The sequence below is a fragment of the Klebsiella sp. JN_Kp126 genome (assembly GCF_033843325.1).
In the GTDB taxonomy this organism is placed as follows: Bacteria; Pseudomonadota; Gammaproteobacteria; order Enterobacterales; family Enterobacteriaceae; genus Klebsiella; species Klebsiella michiganensis.
In genome coordinates this window covers 25,551-43,779 of record NZ_JAWXQV010000083.1, presented here as the reverse complement: position 1 = coordinate 43,779, position 18,229 = coordinate 25,551, and the positions used below count along the sequence as shown (strand labels likewise).

Below are 18,229 nucleotides of genomic sequence, written 5' to 3'. Positions count from 1 at the left end.
GAAACGTTGCAGATGTCGCCTGACGGCAAGGATTTATCTCACATTGCAAGCGAGATCACTTCTGGCAGGAAAATGGATGAAAACGGGGAGGGATAATCTGTCACTGCATCGCATCCTGCTTCCCCGGAGGCGGCGCTTGACGCGCCTGTCCGGGCTACAGGTCCGCAGACGATGATGAACCCGTAGCCCGGGTAAGCGCAGCGCGACCCGGGAAGAAGCCGCACCGATGCATTCATCCCGGCGTATCCCCGGGTTGCGGCGTAAACGCCTTACCCGGGCTACCGGTCCGCAGACGATGGTGAACCCGTAGCCCGGGTAAGCGCAGCGCCACCCGGGAAGAAGCCGCACCGATGCATTCATCCCGGCGTATCCCCGGGTTGCGGCGTAAACGCCTTACCCGGGCTACCGGTCCGCAGACGACGGTGAACCCGTAGCCCGGGTAAGCGCAGCGCGACCCGGGAAGAAGCCGCACCGATGCATTCATCCCGGCGTATCCCCGGGTTGCGGCGTAAACGCCTTACCCGGGCTACCGGCCCGCAGACGATGATGAACCCGTAGCCCGGGTAAGCGCAGCGCGACCCGGGAAGAAGCCGCACCGATGCATTCATCCCGGCGTATCCCCGGGTTGCGGCGTAAACGCCTTACCCGGGCTACCGGTCCGCAGACGATGATGAACCCGTAGCCCGGTCAGCGCAGCGCCACCGGGGAAGCACACCGCAGACGACGGTGAGTTGTCCGGAACCACAGACGGCGCGTTACCCGTAGCCCGGGTAAGCGCAGCGCGACCCGGGAACAGGCTATGCCTCAGCCGAGGACCGCCGTACCCAGACGGCAGGTGCAGCAGCGTCGTCCCCGCTCGTCGAACACCGCAATTTCCCAGCTCTGGCCCTGACGCCCCAGGTGCAGCGCCCGGCATTCGCCGCGGACTTTGCCGCTGGAGACCGCCCGGTGATGGGTGGCGTTGAGCTCGGTCCCCACTACGCACTGCCCCTCTTCGGTCATCAGCCACCCGGCCATCGAGCCCAGGGTTTCCGCCAGCGCCGCGGAGGCGCCGCCGTGCAGCAGCCCGAACGGCTGATGGGTTCGCGCGTCGACCGGCATTTCCGCTTCCAGCACGCCCTCCTCAAGCCGGGTATAAACGATGCCCAGATGCGCGACCATCGTATTGACGCTGGTCGCGTTAAGTTCATCCAGCGTCAGCTGACGTTTCCAGGCCATTTATGCCCCCAGCGTCGAGCCGCCGTCCACCACGATATCCTGCAGCGTGATATGGCTGGCGTGGTCGGAGGCGAGGAACAGAATGGTATTGGCAATCTCCTGCGGGCTGGCGATTTTGCCCAGCGGAATGCCCAGCTTAAACTGCTCGCCGAAGCCGCGAATGCGCTGCTGCTCAGCGTCATCGCTCACCCACAGCGTCCGCTGCATATCGGTATCGGTAGAGCCAGGAGAAACCAGATTACAGCGTACGCCGCTGCCCGCCAGCTCCAGCCCGACGGTCAGCGCCAGGCTCTTCAGCGCCGCCTTTGATGCTCCGTAGGCGCTCATGCCAATGCGCGGCGTATGCGCAGCGTCGGACGCCACGGTCACAATCGCCCCGCTTTTTTGGCGGCGGAACTGCCCCATCGTCTGCTGGAACAGGTTAAACGCCCCGCCAACGTTAACGGCAAAGGTCTGCTGCCAGTCTTCCTGGCTCAGCGCATCGGTCGCCCCCATCCGCAAAATACCGGCGGCATTGACCAGCACATCCAGCCGCGCGATCCCTGCCAGCAGGCGGCCGCACGTCTGCGCCACCTGCTGCGCGTCGGCAACGTCCAGCGTCTCGGTGGCGAACGGGTAGCTTTCGCCGTCGAACGCCAAATCAAACCCGGTTACCTGCGCGCCGGCCTCAACGAACGCCAGGGCGGTGGCGTAGCCGATCCCCTTGCCCGCGCCGGTGATCCACACGGTCCGGCCGTGAAAATCGAGCCCGTTCATTATTTCACCTCGCGGGAAAGCAGCGCCCACCAGGCATCAATGGTCGGATTTTTCGCCAGCACCACGAAGTCGATATCGCCGTGCACTTTACGCCAGCGGGCGGCGAGCGCCATCATGCGTACCGAATCCAGGCCGTAGTCGATCAGGTTTTCGTCATCCATCGGTTCGTCGGATTCATCCAGCAGCGGCAGCACCAGCGCCCGCAGCGCCGCTTTCGATGCCGGCAGCGGCAGCAGCTCTTCGGTCATCACCACTCGACCGGAGCGACCCGCCACGTAGTTGAGCGCCATCAGGTGCTCCTCGCGGCTGAAATCGGCCAGCGCGTCGGCAACGAAGAACGGCTTAATATCGCGCATAAACGCATCGGTCGCGGTGGTCATGCAGCCGATATGGGCATATACGCCGGTGATGATTAGCTGATCGCGCCCCGCCTCTTTCAGCATCTCCTCCAGCGGCGAGCGATGAAACGCGCTGTAGCGCCACTTCACCAGCACGGTGTCGTTGTCGTCCGGCGCAAGCGCGGCAATCACCTGCTGCTGTTCCGGCGAACGGGTCAGGCCCGGCCCCCACATGTCGTTCAGCAGCGCGCGGTCTTCATCGCTCTGCTCTTTCGGCTGGGCGGTGTAAAAAACCGGAATATGGTTCTGTTTGCAGAACTCGCGCAGGGCGGCGATGTTGGCCACCACTTTCTCCATCATCGCGCTGTTTTCGCCCCAGAAGTTAAGGAAATACTCCTGCATATCGTGGATCAACAGCGCGGCACGGGACGGCTCAAATGCCCAGTTCACTTTGTTCGCCGGGATATCGCTGGCTTCCGGCAGCGCGTAAGCCTGTAATTTTGGGATTGCCATTCTGTCTTCTCCTTCAGCCCAGCTTGCGTTCAGCCAGCCACTGACGTAATTGTTTTTTATCGACTTTGCCCACCGGCGTCAGCGGCAGCGCATCAACGCACTCCACGCGGTCCGGCAGTTTAAATTCTGCGACCCCTTGTTCCCGCAGGAAGCGGCGTACCGCCACCGCGCGCAGAGGCTCTTTTACCACCAGATATGCGCAGCTCTTTTCCCCCAGCAGGCTATCTTCCATGCTGACCAGCGCGACGTGGATCACCGCCGGATGGCGCAGCAGCAGGTTTTCGATCTCTTCCGCCGCGATCTTCTCGCCGCCGCGGTTGATCTGATCTTTTTCCCGCCCCTGCACGGTGATATAGCCATCTTCATCGATCGAGATCAGATCGCCAGAGCAGTAGAAACCATCGGCATCAAAGGCCTCGGCATTATGCTGCGGGCTCTTGTAGTACCCGCGGAAGGTATAAGGGCCACGGGTCATCAGGCGCCCGACTTCGCCGCGCGGCAGCGGATTACCCTGCGCATCGGCCACCCACACTTCGTCATCAGGACACATCGGGCAGCCCTGGGTATTGATAATGCGCTCGGGGCTGTCGTTGAGGCGGGTATAGTTCACCAGCCCCTCCGCCATGCCGAAGACCTGCTGGAGCTGACAGCCGATTTCCGCCGGAATACGCGCGGCGAGGGTCGCGGACAGGCGCGCCCCACCTACCTGCAGCAGCCGCAGCGACTGCAGACGGACATTGCTGCCGGACTCATGGATCTCCTGTAACCACAGGCTTACCGCCGGCGGAACCAGCGAGGTCAGGTTAATCTGGTGCTTTTCGATCAGCGGGAAGCAGAGGGTGGCGCTCGGGTCGTGCGCCAGCACCACCACGCCGCCGGCGAGGAAGACGCCGAGTGAACCCGGCGAGCTCATCGCGTAGTTGTGGGCGGCGGGAAGCGCGTTCAGATAGCGCGTTTCGGCGCTTACGCCGCACAGCTGGTTGCTGCGGCGAATGCTGTATTCGTAGTCGTTATGAGTACGCGGAATGAGCTTCGGCGTACCGGTGCTGCCGCCGGAGAGCTGGAAAAAGGCCACTTCGTCAGCGGGCGTCGGATGAGCGACGAAATTATCGTCAGGCCGCGCGATGGCCGCCGCCAGGCTGCGTTCGCCGCCGTCGTTCAGCAGCAGGGCCACGCGTACCGACGCATGCTGGGCGACAAAAGCGTTAAGAAAATCATCATCGGCAAACAGCGCGTGTTCGCGGTCGGCAATCAGCAAAGCGGGTTCAATCTGCGCGGCGTAGGCGTTCAGCTCGCTACGCTGGTGGCTGAACAGCGCGTTGACCGGCGCAACGCCGATACGCAGCAGCGCGAAGAAGGTGATATAAAATTCCGCAACGTTGCCCAGCTGCACCAGCGCCGTTTCGCCGCGCTTCAGGCCCTGACGCTGCAGCGAGGAGGCGAGGTTATCCACCAGGCGGTTGAATTCACGGTAGCTGTAGCTTTTGTCGCCGTCGATAATCGCGGGAGCGTCGTTTTCCGCATGACGGGTAATCAGATGGGTTAGCGGCAGATCCTGCCAGTAACCTTTTTGCCGATAGCGGGCCGCAAACTCTTCCGGCCAGCGGGTAAATTCGATCATCATAGTCCCTTATTGCAAGCCGAATACGTTCAGCATGGTGGTCAGTTTGACGCCGGTTTCGCGCCACTCGCCTAGCGGCGAAGAGGCCGGGACGATACCTGCGCCAGCAAATAGCCGCAGGGTGCGCTGCTGCAGGCGCGCGCAGCGGATGGTCACCACCCACTCGCCGTTGCCTTCATCATCGCACCAGCCGACGATGCCGCCGAACAGCTGACGGTCGAACGGCTCCAGTTCGTTAATCAGGCGTTTCGCCACCTGATGCGGGAAGCCGCTCAGCGCCGGCGTCGGGTGCAGCAGGCAGGCCAGCGACATGGCGTTCTCATTTGCCAGCGCGGTGCCCTGAATCTGCGTCGCCAGATGCCACAGGGTCGGCGTGGTGATCAGCTGCGGAGAGTCCGGCAGGGAGAGTTCGCTGCTGCGCGGCGCTAATACGGCCTTCATCGCCTGGGTCACCAGCTCATGTTCGTGGCGGTCTTTTTCCGATGCCAGCAGCCTGTGCCCCGCTTCGCGGTCCAGCACATCGTCCGGCTGGCGACGGGCCGAACCGGCCAGCGGCAGAGAGCTGAAATGCGCGCCTTCTTTACGCAGCAGCAGCTCCGGGCTGGCGCCCAGCAGCACGCCGCCGTCCGAGAGCGGCACGTGGAAGTTATAGCTGGCCGGGTTCTGGGCGATCAGGCGCTCGAGCAGCGCCCCGCTATCAACCCGTTCGCGGGTGGTGATATCAATCAGGCGCGAGAGGACCACTTTGTCCACTTCCGGCGTCGCGGTGAGGGCCGCCGCGCGCGCCACCATCGCCATGAAGGTGTCCTGTTCGGGGATCTCCCGGCGCTGCACCACGTCCATCGGCTGTTGCCCGGACGCATAGCGCGCGGAGTGCTGCTTTTCAGTGCGGGAGAACGCTGTCCAGCTCGCGGGGATAAACAGCTCGGAAGGCTCACTGGTATCGAACGGAATGGCGCCGACCATCACAGGCTTTGCGATCCCGGCAGCCCGCGCCGCTTTAAACGAGGCCGCTATTTTTTGCTGAAACTCCCCGTCCGGATTATCGCCGTCGGCGGCCGGATGAGAGAATCGGCTAAAGCAGCCAGCGGTGGTGAAGCTGCGGTACGGCGACATAAAGAAGAAGCTTTCCGGCGGCAGAGTCATTTTTTTCTCCCGTACTTCCTCAGCCAAAGACGTTTCCATATCATCCTCCAAAAACGATAAAGATATTACGAATAATTATCATTTATATTTTGGTTGGGTAACCTAAAAGGTATTGCGCGCTATGTCAACCGTACAGGTAGCATGTTGTGCGACTTAAGCTTGCATCGACGCCGCTCACAGCTGAAAATGAGAAGCATTTATCACTACTTAACCAGGATGCGAATACGTGAATTTCTCCACCTTTTGCCGCCGTACCCTCCTCGCCAGCGGCCTGGCGATTTTCGGAATTAGCTCAGCGCTGGCGGCAGACTGGCCGCGTCAGATAACCGACAGCCGGGGACCCCATACGCTGGAAAGCCAGCCGCTGCGTATTGTTTCCACCAGCGTGACGCTGACCGGCTCGCTGCTGGCGATTGACGCGCCGGTGGTGGCCAGCGGGGCCACGACGCCCAATAACCGCGTCGCCGACGGTCAGGGATTTTTACGCCAGTGGAGCGATGTGGCGAAAGCGCGCAAGCTGTCGCGCCTCTATATTGGCGAACCGAGCGCTGAGGCCGTCGCGGCGCAAATGCCGGATCTCATTCTGATTAGCGCCACCGGCGGCGATTCGGCGATGATGCTCTACGACCAGCTTTCCACCATCGCCCCGACGCTTATCATTAACTACGATGATAAAAGCTGGCAGGCCCTGCTGACCCAACTGGGGGAGATTACCGGCCACGAAAAACAGGCGGCGGAGAGAATCGCGGAGTTTGATAAAAAGCTGGCGGCGCTGAAAGAGAAAATGAAGCTGCCGCCGCAGCCGGTCACCGCGCTGGTCTACACCGCCGCGGCCCATAGCGCCAATATCTGGACCAAAGAATCCGCTCAGGGACAGCTGCTCGAGCAGCTGGGCTTTACCCTTGCCGACCTGCCCGGCGGGCTGCATGCCAGCCAGAGCCAGGGAAAACGGCATGATATCGTGCAGCTGGGCGGGGAAAACTTAGCCGCCGGACTTAACGGCCAGAGCCTGTTCCTGTTTGCCGGCGACCAAAAGGACGCCGACGCGATTAACGCCAACCCGCTGCTGGCGCATCTGCCCGCCGTTGAAGGCAAACGCGTTTATCCGCTGGGGACGGAAACCTTCCGCCTGGATTACTACAGCGCCGTACTGGTGCTGCAGCGCTTAGCGGCCCTCTTTGCGTAAGCCACGCTTCCCGGCGCCGGTCGCCGGGATCTCATCGCGCCTCATTTCATATATCATCGCGTTGTTATAACAGGCTTTTTCACCGTTTAACGCCCTATCACCCTCATCGCCCATCAGCCGAAATATCATCGTTTCAGGTGTTATTTTGTGATTAGCCCCGGCCGCCGCGTTGCCCGATTATCTGCCCCACACCGCTTGAGGTGGTCATTCAACACAGAAGGAAATTAACGTGGCAACGAGCAAATTGATTAAGGGCGATACGCTGACCGAAACCAGCAACGCCGCAGACGGCTTTAACCCGGCAACAGAAGTGAGCGCATACAGCTATACCTCCGCTCGCGTCGCTAAACCGGTCTATAACAAATACAAAGCCTCCACCACCAAACCCAAAGTCTTCGGCTACTACACCGACTGGTCACAGTATGATGGTCGTCTGCAGGGCGATAATTCAAAAGATAACCGCGGTCGCGGCTACGACCTGACCAACGTTTCTCCTACCGCCTACGACAAAATCATCGTCGGTTTCGTCGGCGTGACCGGCTTCCACAAAGTAGACAACCTGTGGCGCGACGTGGTTGCCGAAGGTGCCGATCAGTGCGGGAAAGTGAAGTACGAGCCCACCTTCCTCGACCCGTGGGGCGACTTCCAGTCTTACGTTAACGTTGGTCATACCGTCAGCGGCTGGGATGTCGATCCGAAGACCGTGACCCAGAGTAATACTAAAGGCCTGCTCGGCGGCCTGCGCGATCTGCAGGCCAAAGCGAAGCAGCAGGGCCACGACCTGGTGCTGTCCATGAGCATCGGCGGCTGGAGCATGAGCAACGGTTTCCATGAAACCGCCGCGTCTGACGCCGCGCGTAAGGTCTTTGCCAAAGGCGTGGTAAAACTGTTCAAACAGTTCCCGATGTTCAGCGAAGTGGATATCGACTGGGAATATCCGAACGCCGAAGGCGCGGGCAACCCGTACGGCCCGGAAGACGGCGAGAACTACGCCCTGCTGATTGGCGAACTGCGTAAGCAGCTGGACGCCGCAGGCCTGAGCAACGTCAAAATCTCCATTGCCAGCTCGGCGGTGGTCAAGACGCTCGGCTACTCCAACGTCAATGCGCTGCTGAAAGCGGGCCTGTACGGTATCAACGTCATGACCTATGACTTCTTCGGTACCCCGTGGGCGGAAAGCGTGACCCACCACACCAACCTGAAGGCGCTGGAAGAAGGCGGCTGGGGGGTGGATACCGTTGTCGGCCATCTGCTGTCCGAAGGCTTCCCGGCAGAGCGAATCAATATTGGTTACGCTGCCTACACCCGTAACGGGCGCAACGCGGAGCTGGAATCCCTTTCTCCGCTGAAGGGTACCTATAACCCGGGCACCGGCACCACCGTAGGCTCCTTCGAATCGGGCACCACCGAATGGTACGACATCATTTATAACTACCTGGATCTGGAAAACCAGAAAGGCCGTAACGGCTTCAACGTCTACACCGACAAGGTTGCCGACGCGGACTACCTCTACAACCCTGACAGCAAACTGTTCATGTCCCTGGATACGCCGCGCACGGTGAAAGCCAAGGGCGAATACGCCGCCAGCCTCGGCCTGGGCGCGCTGTTCACCTGGACAATCGACCAGGACAACGGCGTGCTGGTTAACGCCGCCCGTGAGGGTCTGGGCTATGAAATGGCGTCTGAAATTATCGATATGGAGCCGTTCTATTTCGAAGGCATCAACGTCGACCCGGCGGATGAACCGGCTGAACCGGAGGAAGAGGAGGAGGATACCGTCCAGCCTGAACCGTCGGTAAACCATGCGCCGAAAGCCGCTATCGAACTGATGGTGGTAGGCGGCTCCCGCGTGCGCCTTTCCGGCGAAAAATCTTCTGATGAAGATAACGACGAGTTGACCTTTAGCTGGGGCGTGCCCGCGGCGATCAACGTCGCCGATAAAACCGCGGCGGTCATTGAGTTCGATGTGCCGAAAGTGGCTGAGGATACCGAGTACACCTTCACCCTGTTCGTGCGCGATACCTGGGGTGAACCGTCAACGCAGCAGCGCTTTGTGCTCTCCGTCGTCGCCGCGACTCAGACTGATGATATCGAGGACGAGCCGGCTGACGACCAGGATCGCACCGATGATACGCCTCAACCGGCAGATGATGATGCTGTTCCTTCTGACGAAACCACGCCTTACCCGCTGTGGAATGCCAGCACCGTCTATGGCAGCAACTGGGGCAGCTTTGAAATCGTGAGCTGGAAAGGCCATAACTACCAGGTGAAATGGTGGTCTCAGGGCAACCAGCCGGATCTGAACTGCGGTCAGTTCCAGGTCTGGAGCGATCTCGGCGCGTACTAAGGGTAAATCGTCACTGACGAGTGATAGCCAGCCCCGGAGCAATCCGGGGCTTTTTATTATCGCTCTTTTCGGTTTTCCCGGTGGCGCTACCGGGCAACTGCAGGTCGGTAGCCTGGGTTGCTCCGGGATGAATGCATCGGTGCGGCTTCTTCCCGGGTTGCGCTGCGCTTACCCGGGCTACGGGTCCACCGCCGTCTGCGGGCCGGTAGCCCGGGTCAGGCGTTTACGCCGCAACCCGGGAATGCGTCGGGATAAATACATCGGTGCGGCTTCTTCCCCGGCTGCGCTGCGCTTACCCGGGCTACGGGTCCACCGCCGTCTGCGGGCCAGTAGCCCGGGTCAGGCGTTTACGCCGCAACCGGGAATGTACGGGGATAAATACATCGATGCGGCTTCTTCCCGGGTCGCGCTGCGCTTACCCGGGCTACGGGTCCACTGCCGTCTGCGGGCCGGTAGCCCGGGTCAGGCGTTTACGCCGCAACCCGGGAATGTACGGGGATAAATACATCGGTGCGGCTTCTTCCCCGGCTGCGCTGCGCTTACCCGGACTACGAGTCCGCCGCCGTCTGCGGGCCGGTAGCCCGGACAGGCGCAGCGCGCCGCCTCCGGGAAACCCCGGCTGAATTAATTTTCGCTCGCCGTCTCCGGGCGCTGAAAGCGGCGCAGCTCGCGTAGCAGCCCCACCAGCACCACGCCCACAATGACCAGCGCCCAGCCGCTGGCGCTCGCCGAAGCGGCCGGCGTCAGAATCGCGCCCAGGCCGCCGAGCAGCGCCGCGCCTATCGCATCGCCGGTCACGTTCTGCGCGGTCCACAGCCCGTTGATACGCCCGAGCATATTTTCCGGGGTTTGCGTCTGAATCAGCGTATATTGCAGCAGCGAGCTTATCGCGCTCAGCCAGCCAAACAGCGCCAGGCACAGGGCGCCCAGCGCCCACACCGGCATCAGGCTGAACAGCGCAATCGCCACAAAGGAGCCAACGGTGGTCGCCAGCATCAGCACGCCGGGCCTCGCCGTCTGCGCCAGCTGTCCGCTGGTCAACGCCCCGAACGCCGCGCCCAGAGGGATCGCGGCGTACAGCAGGCCAATCTGCGACGTCGACATCTGCCAGCTCCCGGCCAGCGCCGGATAGAGCACGCGCACCGCGCTGGCCATGGTCAGCAGGCCGCCAAGCAACGCAATGCCGCCGATAAGCGGGCTGTTAAACAGAAACTTCAGTCCCGCGTACAGCGATTTTAGCGGATGCTCGCGCGGCTGCGGCGGCGGCGCCAGCCGCGGCAAACGCAGCAGCGTCAGCGTCGTAATAAAGGTACCTGCCGCCGCCAGGCCGTAGTTCCAGGCTACGCCGCCGGTTGCCAGCAGCAGGCCGCCGATCATCGGCGAAATCACCGAGCCCAGCCGCACCGTCAGCATGGTGATCGCCCCGGCCTGCATCAGGTTTTCCCGGCCAACCAGCGCCGGAGTCGCCGCCAGCAGCGCGGTCACGCCGATTGAGGCAAACAGGCCGTCCCAGATGCCCAACAGATAGATGGCGATGAGCGACGGCTCCGGCAGCATGGCGTTGAGACACAGGCCGACGAAGCCAATCCCGCAGGTGCCGCGCGCCAGCAGGATCAGACGTTTACGCTCATAGCGGTCGGCAAGCACGCCGCCGATCATCAGACCGACAAACATCGACCCGCCGGTTAAGGTCACCGACAGCCCCACTTGCCAGGTGGAATGGGTCATCAGCTGGATTTGTACCGGGATCGCCACGCCCAGCAGGCCAAGCGACAGGATCGAGATAAAGCGGGCGATAAAGACGGCGCGAAAGGCCGGGTGGGTTTTCAGCAAGCTGAGATTCAGCAGCCAGGATTGTCGGTTCATGACAGCGCCTTGTTATTATTTTCCATACCATTTTTATGGGTGCACATGCTAACATAACCGGATAGAATCGATAACGATAATTACTATCATTATCATGTCAGGGATGTAAGCCATGTCGTCTTCCACGACCGCGGCGCGCGCCTTTGCCGTGCCGGGTCTTTTAATCGTTTTAATCATCGCCGTTGCGCTCAGCCTGCTGGTCGGCGCCAAACCCCTGCCGTTTAGCGTCGTCATTGATGCCTTCACCGGCACCTGCCAGAGCGCCGATTGCACCATCATCCTTGATGCACGACTGCCGCGAACCCTCGCCGGGCTGCTGGCCGGCGCCGCGCTGGGTCTGGCCGGGGCGCTGATGCAAACGCTGACCCGCAACCCGCTGGCGGACCCGGGGATCCTCGGCGTCAACTCCGGCGCCAGCTTCGCTATCGTGCTGGGCGCGGCGCTGTTTGGTCTCTCCTCGCCGCAGGAGCAGCTGCTGATGGCCTTTTGCGGCGCGTTCGGCGCCTCGCTGCTGGTAGCCTTTACCGGCAGCCAGGGCGGCGGCCAGCTGAGCCCGGTTCGCCTGACCCTCGCGGGGGTCGCCCTGGCGGCGGTGCTGGAAGGGCTTTCCAGCGGTATCGCCCTGCTTAACCCTGACGTCTACGACCAGCTGCGCTTCTGGCAGGCGGGCTCGCTGGATGTGCGCACCCTGCAAACATTGAAAATCGTGCTGATCCCGGTACTCATTGCCGGCCTGGTGACGCTGCTGCTGAGCCGGGCCTTAAACAGCCTGAGCCTCGGCAACGATACGGCCACCGCGCTCGGCAGCCGGGTCGCGCGTACTCAGCTTATTGGTCTGCTGGCGATTACCGTCCTGTGCGGCAGCGCCACGGCGGTGGTCGGGCCCATCGCCTTTATCGGCCTGATGATGCCGCATATGGCCCGCTGGCTGGTGGGCGCGGATCATCGCTGGTCGCTGCCGGTGACCCTGCTGGCTACCCCTGCCCTGCTGCTGTTTGCCGACGTGATGGGGCGCCTGCTGGTGCCCGGCGAACTGCGGGTTTCGGTGGTCAGCGCCTTTATCGGCGCACCGGTGCTGATCTGGCTGGTACGCCGCCAGCCGCGCGGAGGTGGCATGTGATTGCGCCTTCTCGTCGCCTGATTTTTAGCTGCCTGCTGCTGCTGGTCGCCAGCGCGCTGGTCTCCCTGTGGGGGCTGGGCACCGGCCTGGTGCCATTGAGCGTTGAGCAGGTTATCTCGGCGCTGCTCGGAGATGCGCCGCGCAACGTCGCCATGGTGGTGACCGAGTGGCGCCTGCCCCGCGTGCTGATGGCGCTGCTGATTGGCGCCGCCCTCGGCGTCAGCGGCGCGATTTTCCAGTCGCTGACCCGCAACCCGCTGGGGAGCCCGGACGTGATGGGGTTTAACACCGGGGCCTGGAGCGGCGTGCTGGTAGCGATGGTGATGTTTGGCCAGAACCTGGCGGCCATCGCCATGGCGGCCATGGCTGGCGGGATCCTTACCGCGCTGGCGGTCTGGCTGCTGGCGTGGCGCAACGGGATTGAAACCTTTCGCCTGATTATTATCGGCATCGGCGTGCGCGCTATGCTGGTGGCATTCAATACCTGGCTGCTGCTGCGCGCTTCGCTGGAAACCGCCCTCTCCGCCGGGCTGTGGTATGCCGGTTCGCTTAACGGTTTGACCTGGGGAAAAACCTGGCCCTCGGCGCCGCTGATTCTGCTGATGCTGGTCTGCGGGGCGCTGCTGGCGCGGCGCATGCGGCTGCTGGAGATGGGTGACGATACCGCCTGCGCCCTGGGCGTGCGGGTTGAGCGCTCGCGGCTGCTGCTGATGCTGGTCGGGGTGGTGCTGACCGCCGCCGCTACCGCGCTCGCCGGGCCGATTTCATTTATCGCCCTGGTGGCGCCGCATATCGCGCGCCGCCTCAGCGGCACCGCGCGCTGGGGGCTGGCCCAGGCGGCGCTGTGCGGCGCCCTGCTGCTGGCGCTGTCTGATTACTGCGCGCAGCGTCTGTTTATGCCCTATCAGTTACCGGTGGGCGTGGTGACCGTCAGCCTTGGCGGCATCTACCTTATCGGGTTGTTAATTCAGGAGTCCCGCAAAAAATGACCGCTGTAACCTCCCGTTTGCGCGGCGACCAGCTGACCCTGGCGTACGGCAAAAAAACCATCGCCGAATCGCTGAGCGTCACCATTCCCGACGGCCACTTCACCGCCATTATTGGCCCTAACGGCTGCGGTAAATCGACGCTGCTGCGTACCCTGAGCCGCCTGATGACCCCGACATCCGGTCATGTGTATCTCGACGGCGAGCAGATCCAGCGTTACGCCAGTAAAGAGGTGGCGAAGCGGATCGGCCTGCTGGCGCAGAACGCCACTACGCCGGGAGATATTACGGTTCAGGAGCTGGTGGCCCGCGGGCGCTATCCGCACCAGCCGCTGTTTACCCGCTGGCGCAAAGAGGATGAAGAGGCGGTCAGCAGGGCGATGAAGGCCACCGGCATTACCGACCTGGCGCTGCAAAGCGTCGATACGCTCTCCGGCGGCCAGCGCCAGCGGGCGTGGATCGCCATGGTGCTGGCCCAGGAGACGGCGATTATGCTGCTCGATGAGCCCACCACCTGGCTGGATATCAGCCATCAGATCGACCTGCTTGAGCTGCTAAGCGAGCTGAATCAGGAGAAGGGCTATACCCTGGCGGCGGTGCTGCACGATCTGAACCAGGCCTGCCGCTACGCGACCCACTTGATCGCCCTGCGCGACGGCAAAATCGTCGCCGAGGGCGCGCCGAAGGAGATTGTCAATGCGGCGCTGATCGAGGAAATTTACGGCCTGCGCTGTACGATCATTGACGATCCGGTGGCGCATACGCCGCTGGTGGTGCCGCTGGGCCGCAAGTAGAGATTCCCGGCTCGCGCTGCGCTTAGCCGGGCTACAGGTTCACCGCCATCTGCGGTCCGGTAGCCCGGACAGCCGTGTCAGGTGCCGCCTCCGGTAAATGAGCCGGGCTGATACATTGGCGCTAATGCTTCCCGGCTCGCGCTGCGCTTAGCCGGGCTACCCAATCTGGCACAAACGGTAGCCCGGGTAAGGCGTTAGCCGCAACCCGGGAGTTCATCTGCCCCTAATCCAATATCTCCCTGAGCACCGGGCCGATCGCTTCAAAGGCCTGCGGAGAGATAATATCCACGTGTGCGCAATCCTGGCTGAACACCTCCAGCTCGCCGACCCACGGCCCCCACACCACCTGCGGGTCCATCCCCGGCTGACGGGTTTTCTCCGCCACGAACAGCGTCGCCTTACCGTCAAACTTCGCGCTGTGCGCGGTGGTCAGCAGGCGCACCGCATCGGCATAGTTGCCTTCGATAACGCTGAACAGCTCGCCGGAAGCCTGCCCCTGCTGGGCGGCCAGAAACGCCTCGCGTTCACGGGCGATCTCCGCCAGCACCTCAGGATCCAGGCCGTTCGCCTCTTTCTCCGCCCAGTTCTGCGTCTCCGGCGGCCAGGTATCCAGCAGACCGAGGAAGGCCACCGCTTCGCCGCGCTGGCGTAACCGGGCGGCAATCCTCTGCGCCAGGGTACCGCCGAGCGAATAGCCCAGCAGATAATAGGGGCCGTGGGGCTGCTGCGTCAGCAGGGTGTGGAGATGATGTTCACACACCGCATCCAGATCCGCCGCCGTGGCCATCGGTCCCTGCGGTCGCGGCGACTGAATGCCGACGATCGACCAGCGCGGGCTTAAATAACGCGCCAGCACGCTGAACTGCCAGGCAAAACCGGAAGCAGGATGGAAGCAAAATAGCGTCGGGCCGTCGCTCTCGCGCAGCGGCAGGAGAGCGTCGAAGCCCAGCCGTTGCGCCTGCTCATCGCTGAGGTCCGATGCCAGCAGCGCGCTAAGCTTGCCGACGGTAGACGCGACCATCACCTGCCCCGGCGTCACCTGCCGCTCCAGCTCGCGGCCGAGCGTCGCCGCCAGGCGCATCGCCAGCAGCGAATGGCCGCCGAGGGCGAAGAAATCGGCGTCGATATCGTTCACCTCGCAGCCGAGCAGCTGGCTAAAGGCCGTGGCGACGGTGGTTTCCACGCCAGGCTCCGGCGGACGGCCACTGCGCTCACTGCTCAACGTGGGTAACGGCAGCGCTTTACGATCCAGCTTGCCGTTGGCGCTTAGCGGCAGCGCCGGCAGCTGAATCAGCACCACCGGCACCATATGCGGCGGCAGCTGTTCGCCAAGCCGCGCTTTGAGCGCGGCGGCGTCCAGCGGCAGACCGGAGTCAGAAACCAGGTAGCCCACCAGCTGACGGGCATCGCCGCCGGTTGCCGCCGCCTGATTGAAGACGCAGGCGTGAGCCACCGCCTGCGCAACGTCCGGCAGCGCGGACATCGCGCGGTCAATCTCGCCCAGCTCAATCCGCTGACCGCGAATTTTTAGCTGGTCGTCGCTGCGCCCGAGATACTCGACGGCGCCGTTATCCAGCCAGCGGGCAACGTCCCCGGTGCGGTACATGCGCTCGCCCGGCGCGTAAGGGTCGGCAATAAAGCGGCTGGCTGTCAAATCGGGGCGCCCCAGATAGCCCTGCGCCAGCTGAATGCCGGTCAGGTAGAGATCCCCCGCCACGCCCGGCGGCACCGGGCACATGGCGGCATCAAGAATGCGCAGCCCGGTATTCCACACCGGCCAGCCAATCGGCACGCTGGTGCCGCTTACCGCCGCCAGTTCGGGCCCACAGGCCGGATACCAGCTAACGTCCACCGCCGCTTCCGTCGGGCCATACAGGTTATGCAGCGGCGCGCCGGTCAGTTGCTCCCATTCCCGACACAGCGCCGTCGGCAGCGCTTCGCCGCTGCAAAATACCCGGCGCAGGGTTTGGCAGGCGCCGACGTTCTCCGCCTCCAGCGAGGCGACGAACGCCGCCAGCATCGACGGCACAAAGTGGGTGGTGGTGACGCCATAGCGGGCAAAGAACCGCTGCATCGCCAGCGGATCGCGATGGGCTTCCGGCTCGGCCATCACCAGCTGCGCGCCGGCGATAAATGGCCACCAGAACTCCCAGACCGACACATCAAAGCTGCACGGCGTTTTCTGCGCCACGACGTCGTCAGCGCAGAGCGGATAGTGGTCCTGCATCCACAGCAGGCGGTTGACGATGGCGGTTTGCCCGACCATCACCCCTTTCGGTCGCCCGGTAGAGCCGGAGGTAAAGATGATATAGGCAGTATGCTCCGGCCGTGAGAGCGCCAGCGGCGCGGCATCCGACGCCGCCAGCGGCTGCTGGTAGCACAGGCTTTCCAGGCCGGGAATATCGCTAAAGCGCGCCCGCTGATCTTCAGAGGTAATCAGCAGCGACGGCCGGGCGTCTTCCAGCATCATCCGCAGACGATCGTCGGGATAGCCGGTATCCAGCGGCAGCCACGCGGCGCCGGCCTCAACAATACCGTGCAGCGCCAGCGTCAGGAATACCGAACGCGGCAGCGCGACCGCGACGCTATCGCCCGGCTTGACGCCCCGCGCGCGAAGCTGTTCAGCCAGCGCCACCACCTGCTGGCGCATCTCGCGGTAGCTAAACTGCCAGCGGCCGTCCGCCAGCGCCGGGGCATTCGGGGTTTTCGCCGCCTGCTCCGCTACCAGCGCGCTCAGGGTGGTGAGCGGCAGGTCGACGGCGGTCGCGTTGACCTGCCGCAGCTGTTCCGTTTCCGCCGCCGACAGCATATTCGCCTCGCCGCAGCGCAGGGTCGGATTATCGGCAAACTGGGCCAGCAGCGCGGAGAGTCGGGAGATATGGTTACGCAGCGTCCGTTCCTCGTATCGCTGCTTATTTGCCAGCACCTCCAGCGACAGCCCCCCGGCTTCATCCGGGAAGAGCGCCAGCTCCAGGTCATTGACCGGGCCGGTGGCCAAGGTGTGGGTAATGGCCTCCACGCCGTCGATATCCAGCTGATAGTCGAAGACTTTAATATTGAGCACCGGGCCAAACAGCGGTTCATCGCCCGCCGCTCTGCCGCTGTCGCGCACAATCTGTTCGGCGTCATAGCGCTGATGGCGGCGCATTTTCTTCAGCTGCCCGGCAAGACGCGTGGCCAGCTCCGGCAGCGTTTCCCCGGCGTCAATAGTGACCGCCAGCGGCAGAACGTTGAGCACCGGGCCGGTAGCGGTGAGCGCCGCAGAGCCCATGCGGCGCATAAAAATAAAGCCCGCGGCGTAGTCCGTTCGGCTGCACAGCCGTCCCAGCCACAGGGCGGTCAGCGCCAGCGCCAGATCGGCGCGCTGGCACTGCGGCGCCCCTGCCGCCAGCCGGCTAAAGACTCCGGCATCCACCTCCAGCTTCATGCGCCAGATATCGCTGCTGGTCGCCCTTCCCGCCAGCGGCGCGTCCGACAGCGAGGCCGGTGCCGGCAGCGCCTGATGCTGCGCCTGCCAGAACTGTTTGTCGCGCTGCCAGGCGTCGCTGCCGTAGTAGCGCTGATACTCTTCCACCACCTCGGCAAACGGCGTAAACGGGGAATCAGGCGTCGCTTCGCCGCGCTGCCAGGCGCGGTAGATCGCGGCGATCTGGCGGGTAATCGCCGGGAAGCTGAAGCCATCGACCAGCAAATGGTGGTAACGCTGATACCAGTACCAGCGGTTATCGCCCACCCGCAGCAGCTGATGGCAGACCAGCGGATTGCCGCCGTCCACCCGCAGGTTTTGCCCGAGGTCGGCCTGCATCAGCGCCAGCGCGGCCGCGTGCGGGTCGCTCGCGGCACGCAGATCCCGGTAATCCGGTTCGGCAAACGCGCGATGTTCATCGACCCACTGCCAGGCTTCGCCGTTATCTTCGCAAAAACGCATGCTGAGGGTGTCGGCCTGCGACAGCCCGGTGACAATGGCCCGGCCGAGCAGTATCGGGTCGATATCACCGCGCAACTCGACATAGTGGGCGACGCTCCAGGCGCCGGGCAGCGTCGAGAGGCGCTCCGCCATCCAGATCCCCGGCTGCGCCGCAACCAGCGGTAAACGTGTGGTCATCGTGGGCTCCTCAGGATGCATGGTGGGCGGGGGTCAAGGTAGACCAGTTTGCCGCCAGCCAGGCATTGCACGCCGCTAACGACTGCGGCGGGCACTCCACCGCCCAGCCTTCCGGCAGCGCGCAGGAGTGTGGCCACAGGCTGAACTGCTGCTGGCCATTGCGCAGGATGTAAAACTGCCCTTGCGGATTGTCGAAGGGGTTACTGAATTGCATGTCTAATTCCTCGTAAAGC

15 protein-coding genes are annotated in these 18,229 nt (G+C 63.2%); 6 read left to right on the top strand and 9 right to left on the bottom strand.

Annotation, left to right across the window (positions count from 1 at the left end; translation table 11 throughout):
* Nucleotides 1–232 precede the first annotated feature (232 nt).
* From SIK97_RS20395 to entC, 6 genes are all read right to left on the bottom strand, one after another.
* Nucleotides 233–484: a hypothetical protein gene (locus SIK97_RS20395; protein WP_158010505.1), complete on the bottom strand. Its 252-nt coding sequence runs from the start codon at nucleotides 482–484 to the stop codon at nucleotides 233–235.
* A gap of 320 nt (nucleotides 485–804) precedes the next feature.
* Nucleotides 805–1,218: a proofreading thioesterase EntH gene (entH, locus tag SIK97_RS20390; protein WP_004848685.1), complete on the bottom strand. Its 414-nt coding sequence runs from the start codon at nucleotides 1,216–1,218 to the stop codon at nucleotides 805–807.
* Nucleotides 1,219–1,974: a 2,3-dihydro-2,3-dihydroxybenzoate dehydrogenase EntA gene (entA, locus tag SIK97_RS20385; RefSeq protein WP_057174173.1), complete on the bottom strand. Its 756-nt coding sequence runs from the start codon at nucleotides 1,972–1,974 to the stop codon at nucleotides 1,219–1,221. It abuts the gene before it with no gap.
* Nucleotides 1,974–2,825, bottom strand: a complete 852-nt coding sequence (gene entB / locus SIK97_RS20380) for an enterobactin biosynthesis bifunctional isochorismatase/aryl carrier protein EntB (protein WP_025108237.1) — start codon at nucleotides 2,823–2,825, stop codon at nucleotides 1,974–1,976. Before entB ends, entA begins: the two co-directional genes overlap by 1 nt.
* A 13-nt stretch (nucleotides 2,826–2,838) precedes the next feature.
* Nucleotides 2,839–4,446, bottom strand: a complete 1,608-nt coding sequence (gene entE, locus SIK97_RS20375; protein ID WP_057174174.1) for a (2,3-dihydroxybenzoyl)adenylate synthase EntE — start codon at nucleotides 4,444–4,446, stop codon at nucleotides 2,839–2,841.
* 9 nt (nucleotides 4,447–4,455) lie between these two features.
* Nucleotides 4,456–5,631 (bottom strand): isochorismate synthase EntC, encoded by a 1,176-nt coding sequence (gene entC, locus SIK97_RS20370; protein ID WP_057174175.1) that lies wholly within the window; start codon nucleotides 5,629–5,631, stop codon nucleotides 4,456–4,458.
* A gap of 187 nt (nucleotides 5,632–5,818) precedes the next feature.
* On the opposite strand from entC, the gene fepB reads away from it, so the two are divergent.
* From fepB to SIK97_RS20355, 3 genes are all read left to right on the top strand, one after another.
* Complete coding sequence (fepB, locus tag SIK97_RS20365) at nucleotides 5,819–6,778, top strand: Fe2+-enterobactin ABC transporter substrate-binding protein (protein ID WP_032748644.1); 960 nt, start codon at nucleotides 5,819–5,821, stop codon at nucleotides 6,776–6,778.
* Between the two features lie 229 nt (nucleotides 6,779–7,007).
* Complete coding sequence (locus SIK97_RS20360; protein ID WP_319610959.1) at nucleotides 7,008–9,125, top strand: glycosyl hydrolase family 18 protein; 2,118 nt, start codon at nucleotides 7,008–7,010, stop codon at nucleotides 9,123–9,125.
* 127 nt (nucleotides 9,126–9,252) lie between these two features.
* Nucleotides 9,253–9,627: a hypothetical protein gene (locus SIK97_RS20355; protein ID WP_158010509.1), complete on the top strand. Its 375-nt coding sequence runs from the start codon at nucleotides 9,253–9,255 to the stop codon at nucleotides 9,625–9,627.
* Between the two features lie 122 nt (nucleotides 9,628–9,749).
* On the opposite strand, the gene entS is transcribed toward SIK97_RS20355, so the two are convergent.
* Nucleotides 9,750–10,991 carry an enterobactin transporter EntS gene (entS, locus tag SIK97_RS20350; protein ID WP_014228354.1) on the bottom strand — a complete coding sequence of 414 codons (1,242 nt, stop codon included), beginning with the start codon at nucleotides 10,989–10,991 and terminating at the stop codon, nucleotides 9,750–9,752.
* A gap of 112 nt (nucleotides 10,992–11,103) precedes the next feature.
* On the opposite strand from entS, the gene fepD reads away from it, so the two are divergent.
* The 3 genes from fepD to fepC are packed head-to-tail and all read left to right on the top strand — an operon-like array spanning nucleotide 11,104 to nucleotide 13,891.
* Nucleotides 11,104–12,111, top strand: a complete 1,008-nt coding sequence (gene fepD, locus SIK97_RS20345) for a Fe(3+)-siderophore ABC transporter permease (protein ID WP_057173656.1) — start codon at nucleotides 11,104–11,106, stop codon at nucleotides 12,109–12,111.
* Complete coding sequence (fepG, locus tag SIK97_RS20340) at nucleotides 12,108–13,100, top strand: iron-enterobactin ABC transporter permease (protein WP_009653197.1); 993 nt, start codon at nucleotides 12,108–12,110, stop codon at nucleotides 13,098–13,100. Before fepD ends, fepG begins: the two co-directional genes overlap by 4 nt.
* The gene (gene fepC / locus SIK97_RS20335) at nucleotides 13,097–13,891 is read left to right on the top strand and encodes an iron-enterobactin ABC transporter ATP-binding protein (RefSeq protein WP_014837773.1); all 795 of its coding nucleotides are present in this window, start codon (nucleotides 13,097–13,099) and stop codon (nucleotides 13,889–13,891) included. The genes fepG and fepC overlap by 4 nt, the downstream gene beginning before the upstream one ends.
* A gap of 223 nt (nucleotides 13,892–14,114) precedes the next feature.
* Here the strand turns inward: fepC and entF are convergent, their stop codons facing one another.
* Both entF and SIK97_RS20325 read right to left on the bottom strand, forming a co-directional pair.
* Nucleotides 14,115–17,996: an enterobactin non-ribosomal peptide synthetase EntF gene (entF, locus tag SIK97_RS20330; protein WP_057173654.1), complete on the bottom strand. Its 3,882-nt coding sequence runs from the start codon at nucleotides 17,994–17,996 to the stop codon at nucleotides 14,115–14,117.
* 10 nt (nucleotides 17,997–18,006) lie between these two features.
* The gene (locus SIK97_RS20325; RefSeq protein ID WP_049079991.1) at nucleotides 18,007–18,210 is read right to left on the bottom strand and encodes an MbtH family protein; all 204 of its coding nucleotides are present in this window, start codon (nucleotides 18,208–18,210) and stop codon (nucleotides 18,007–18,009) included.
* Nucleotides 18,211–18,229 lie beyond the last annotated feature (19 nt).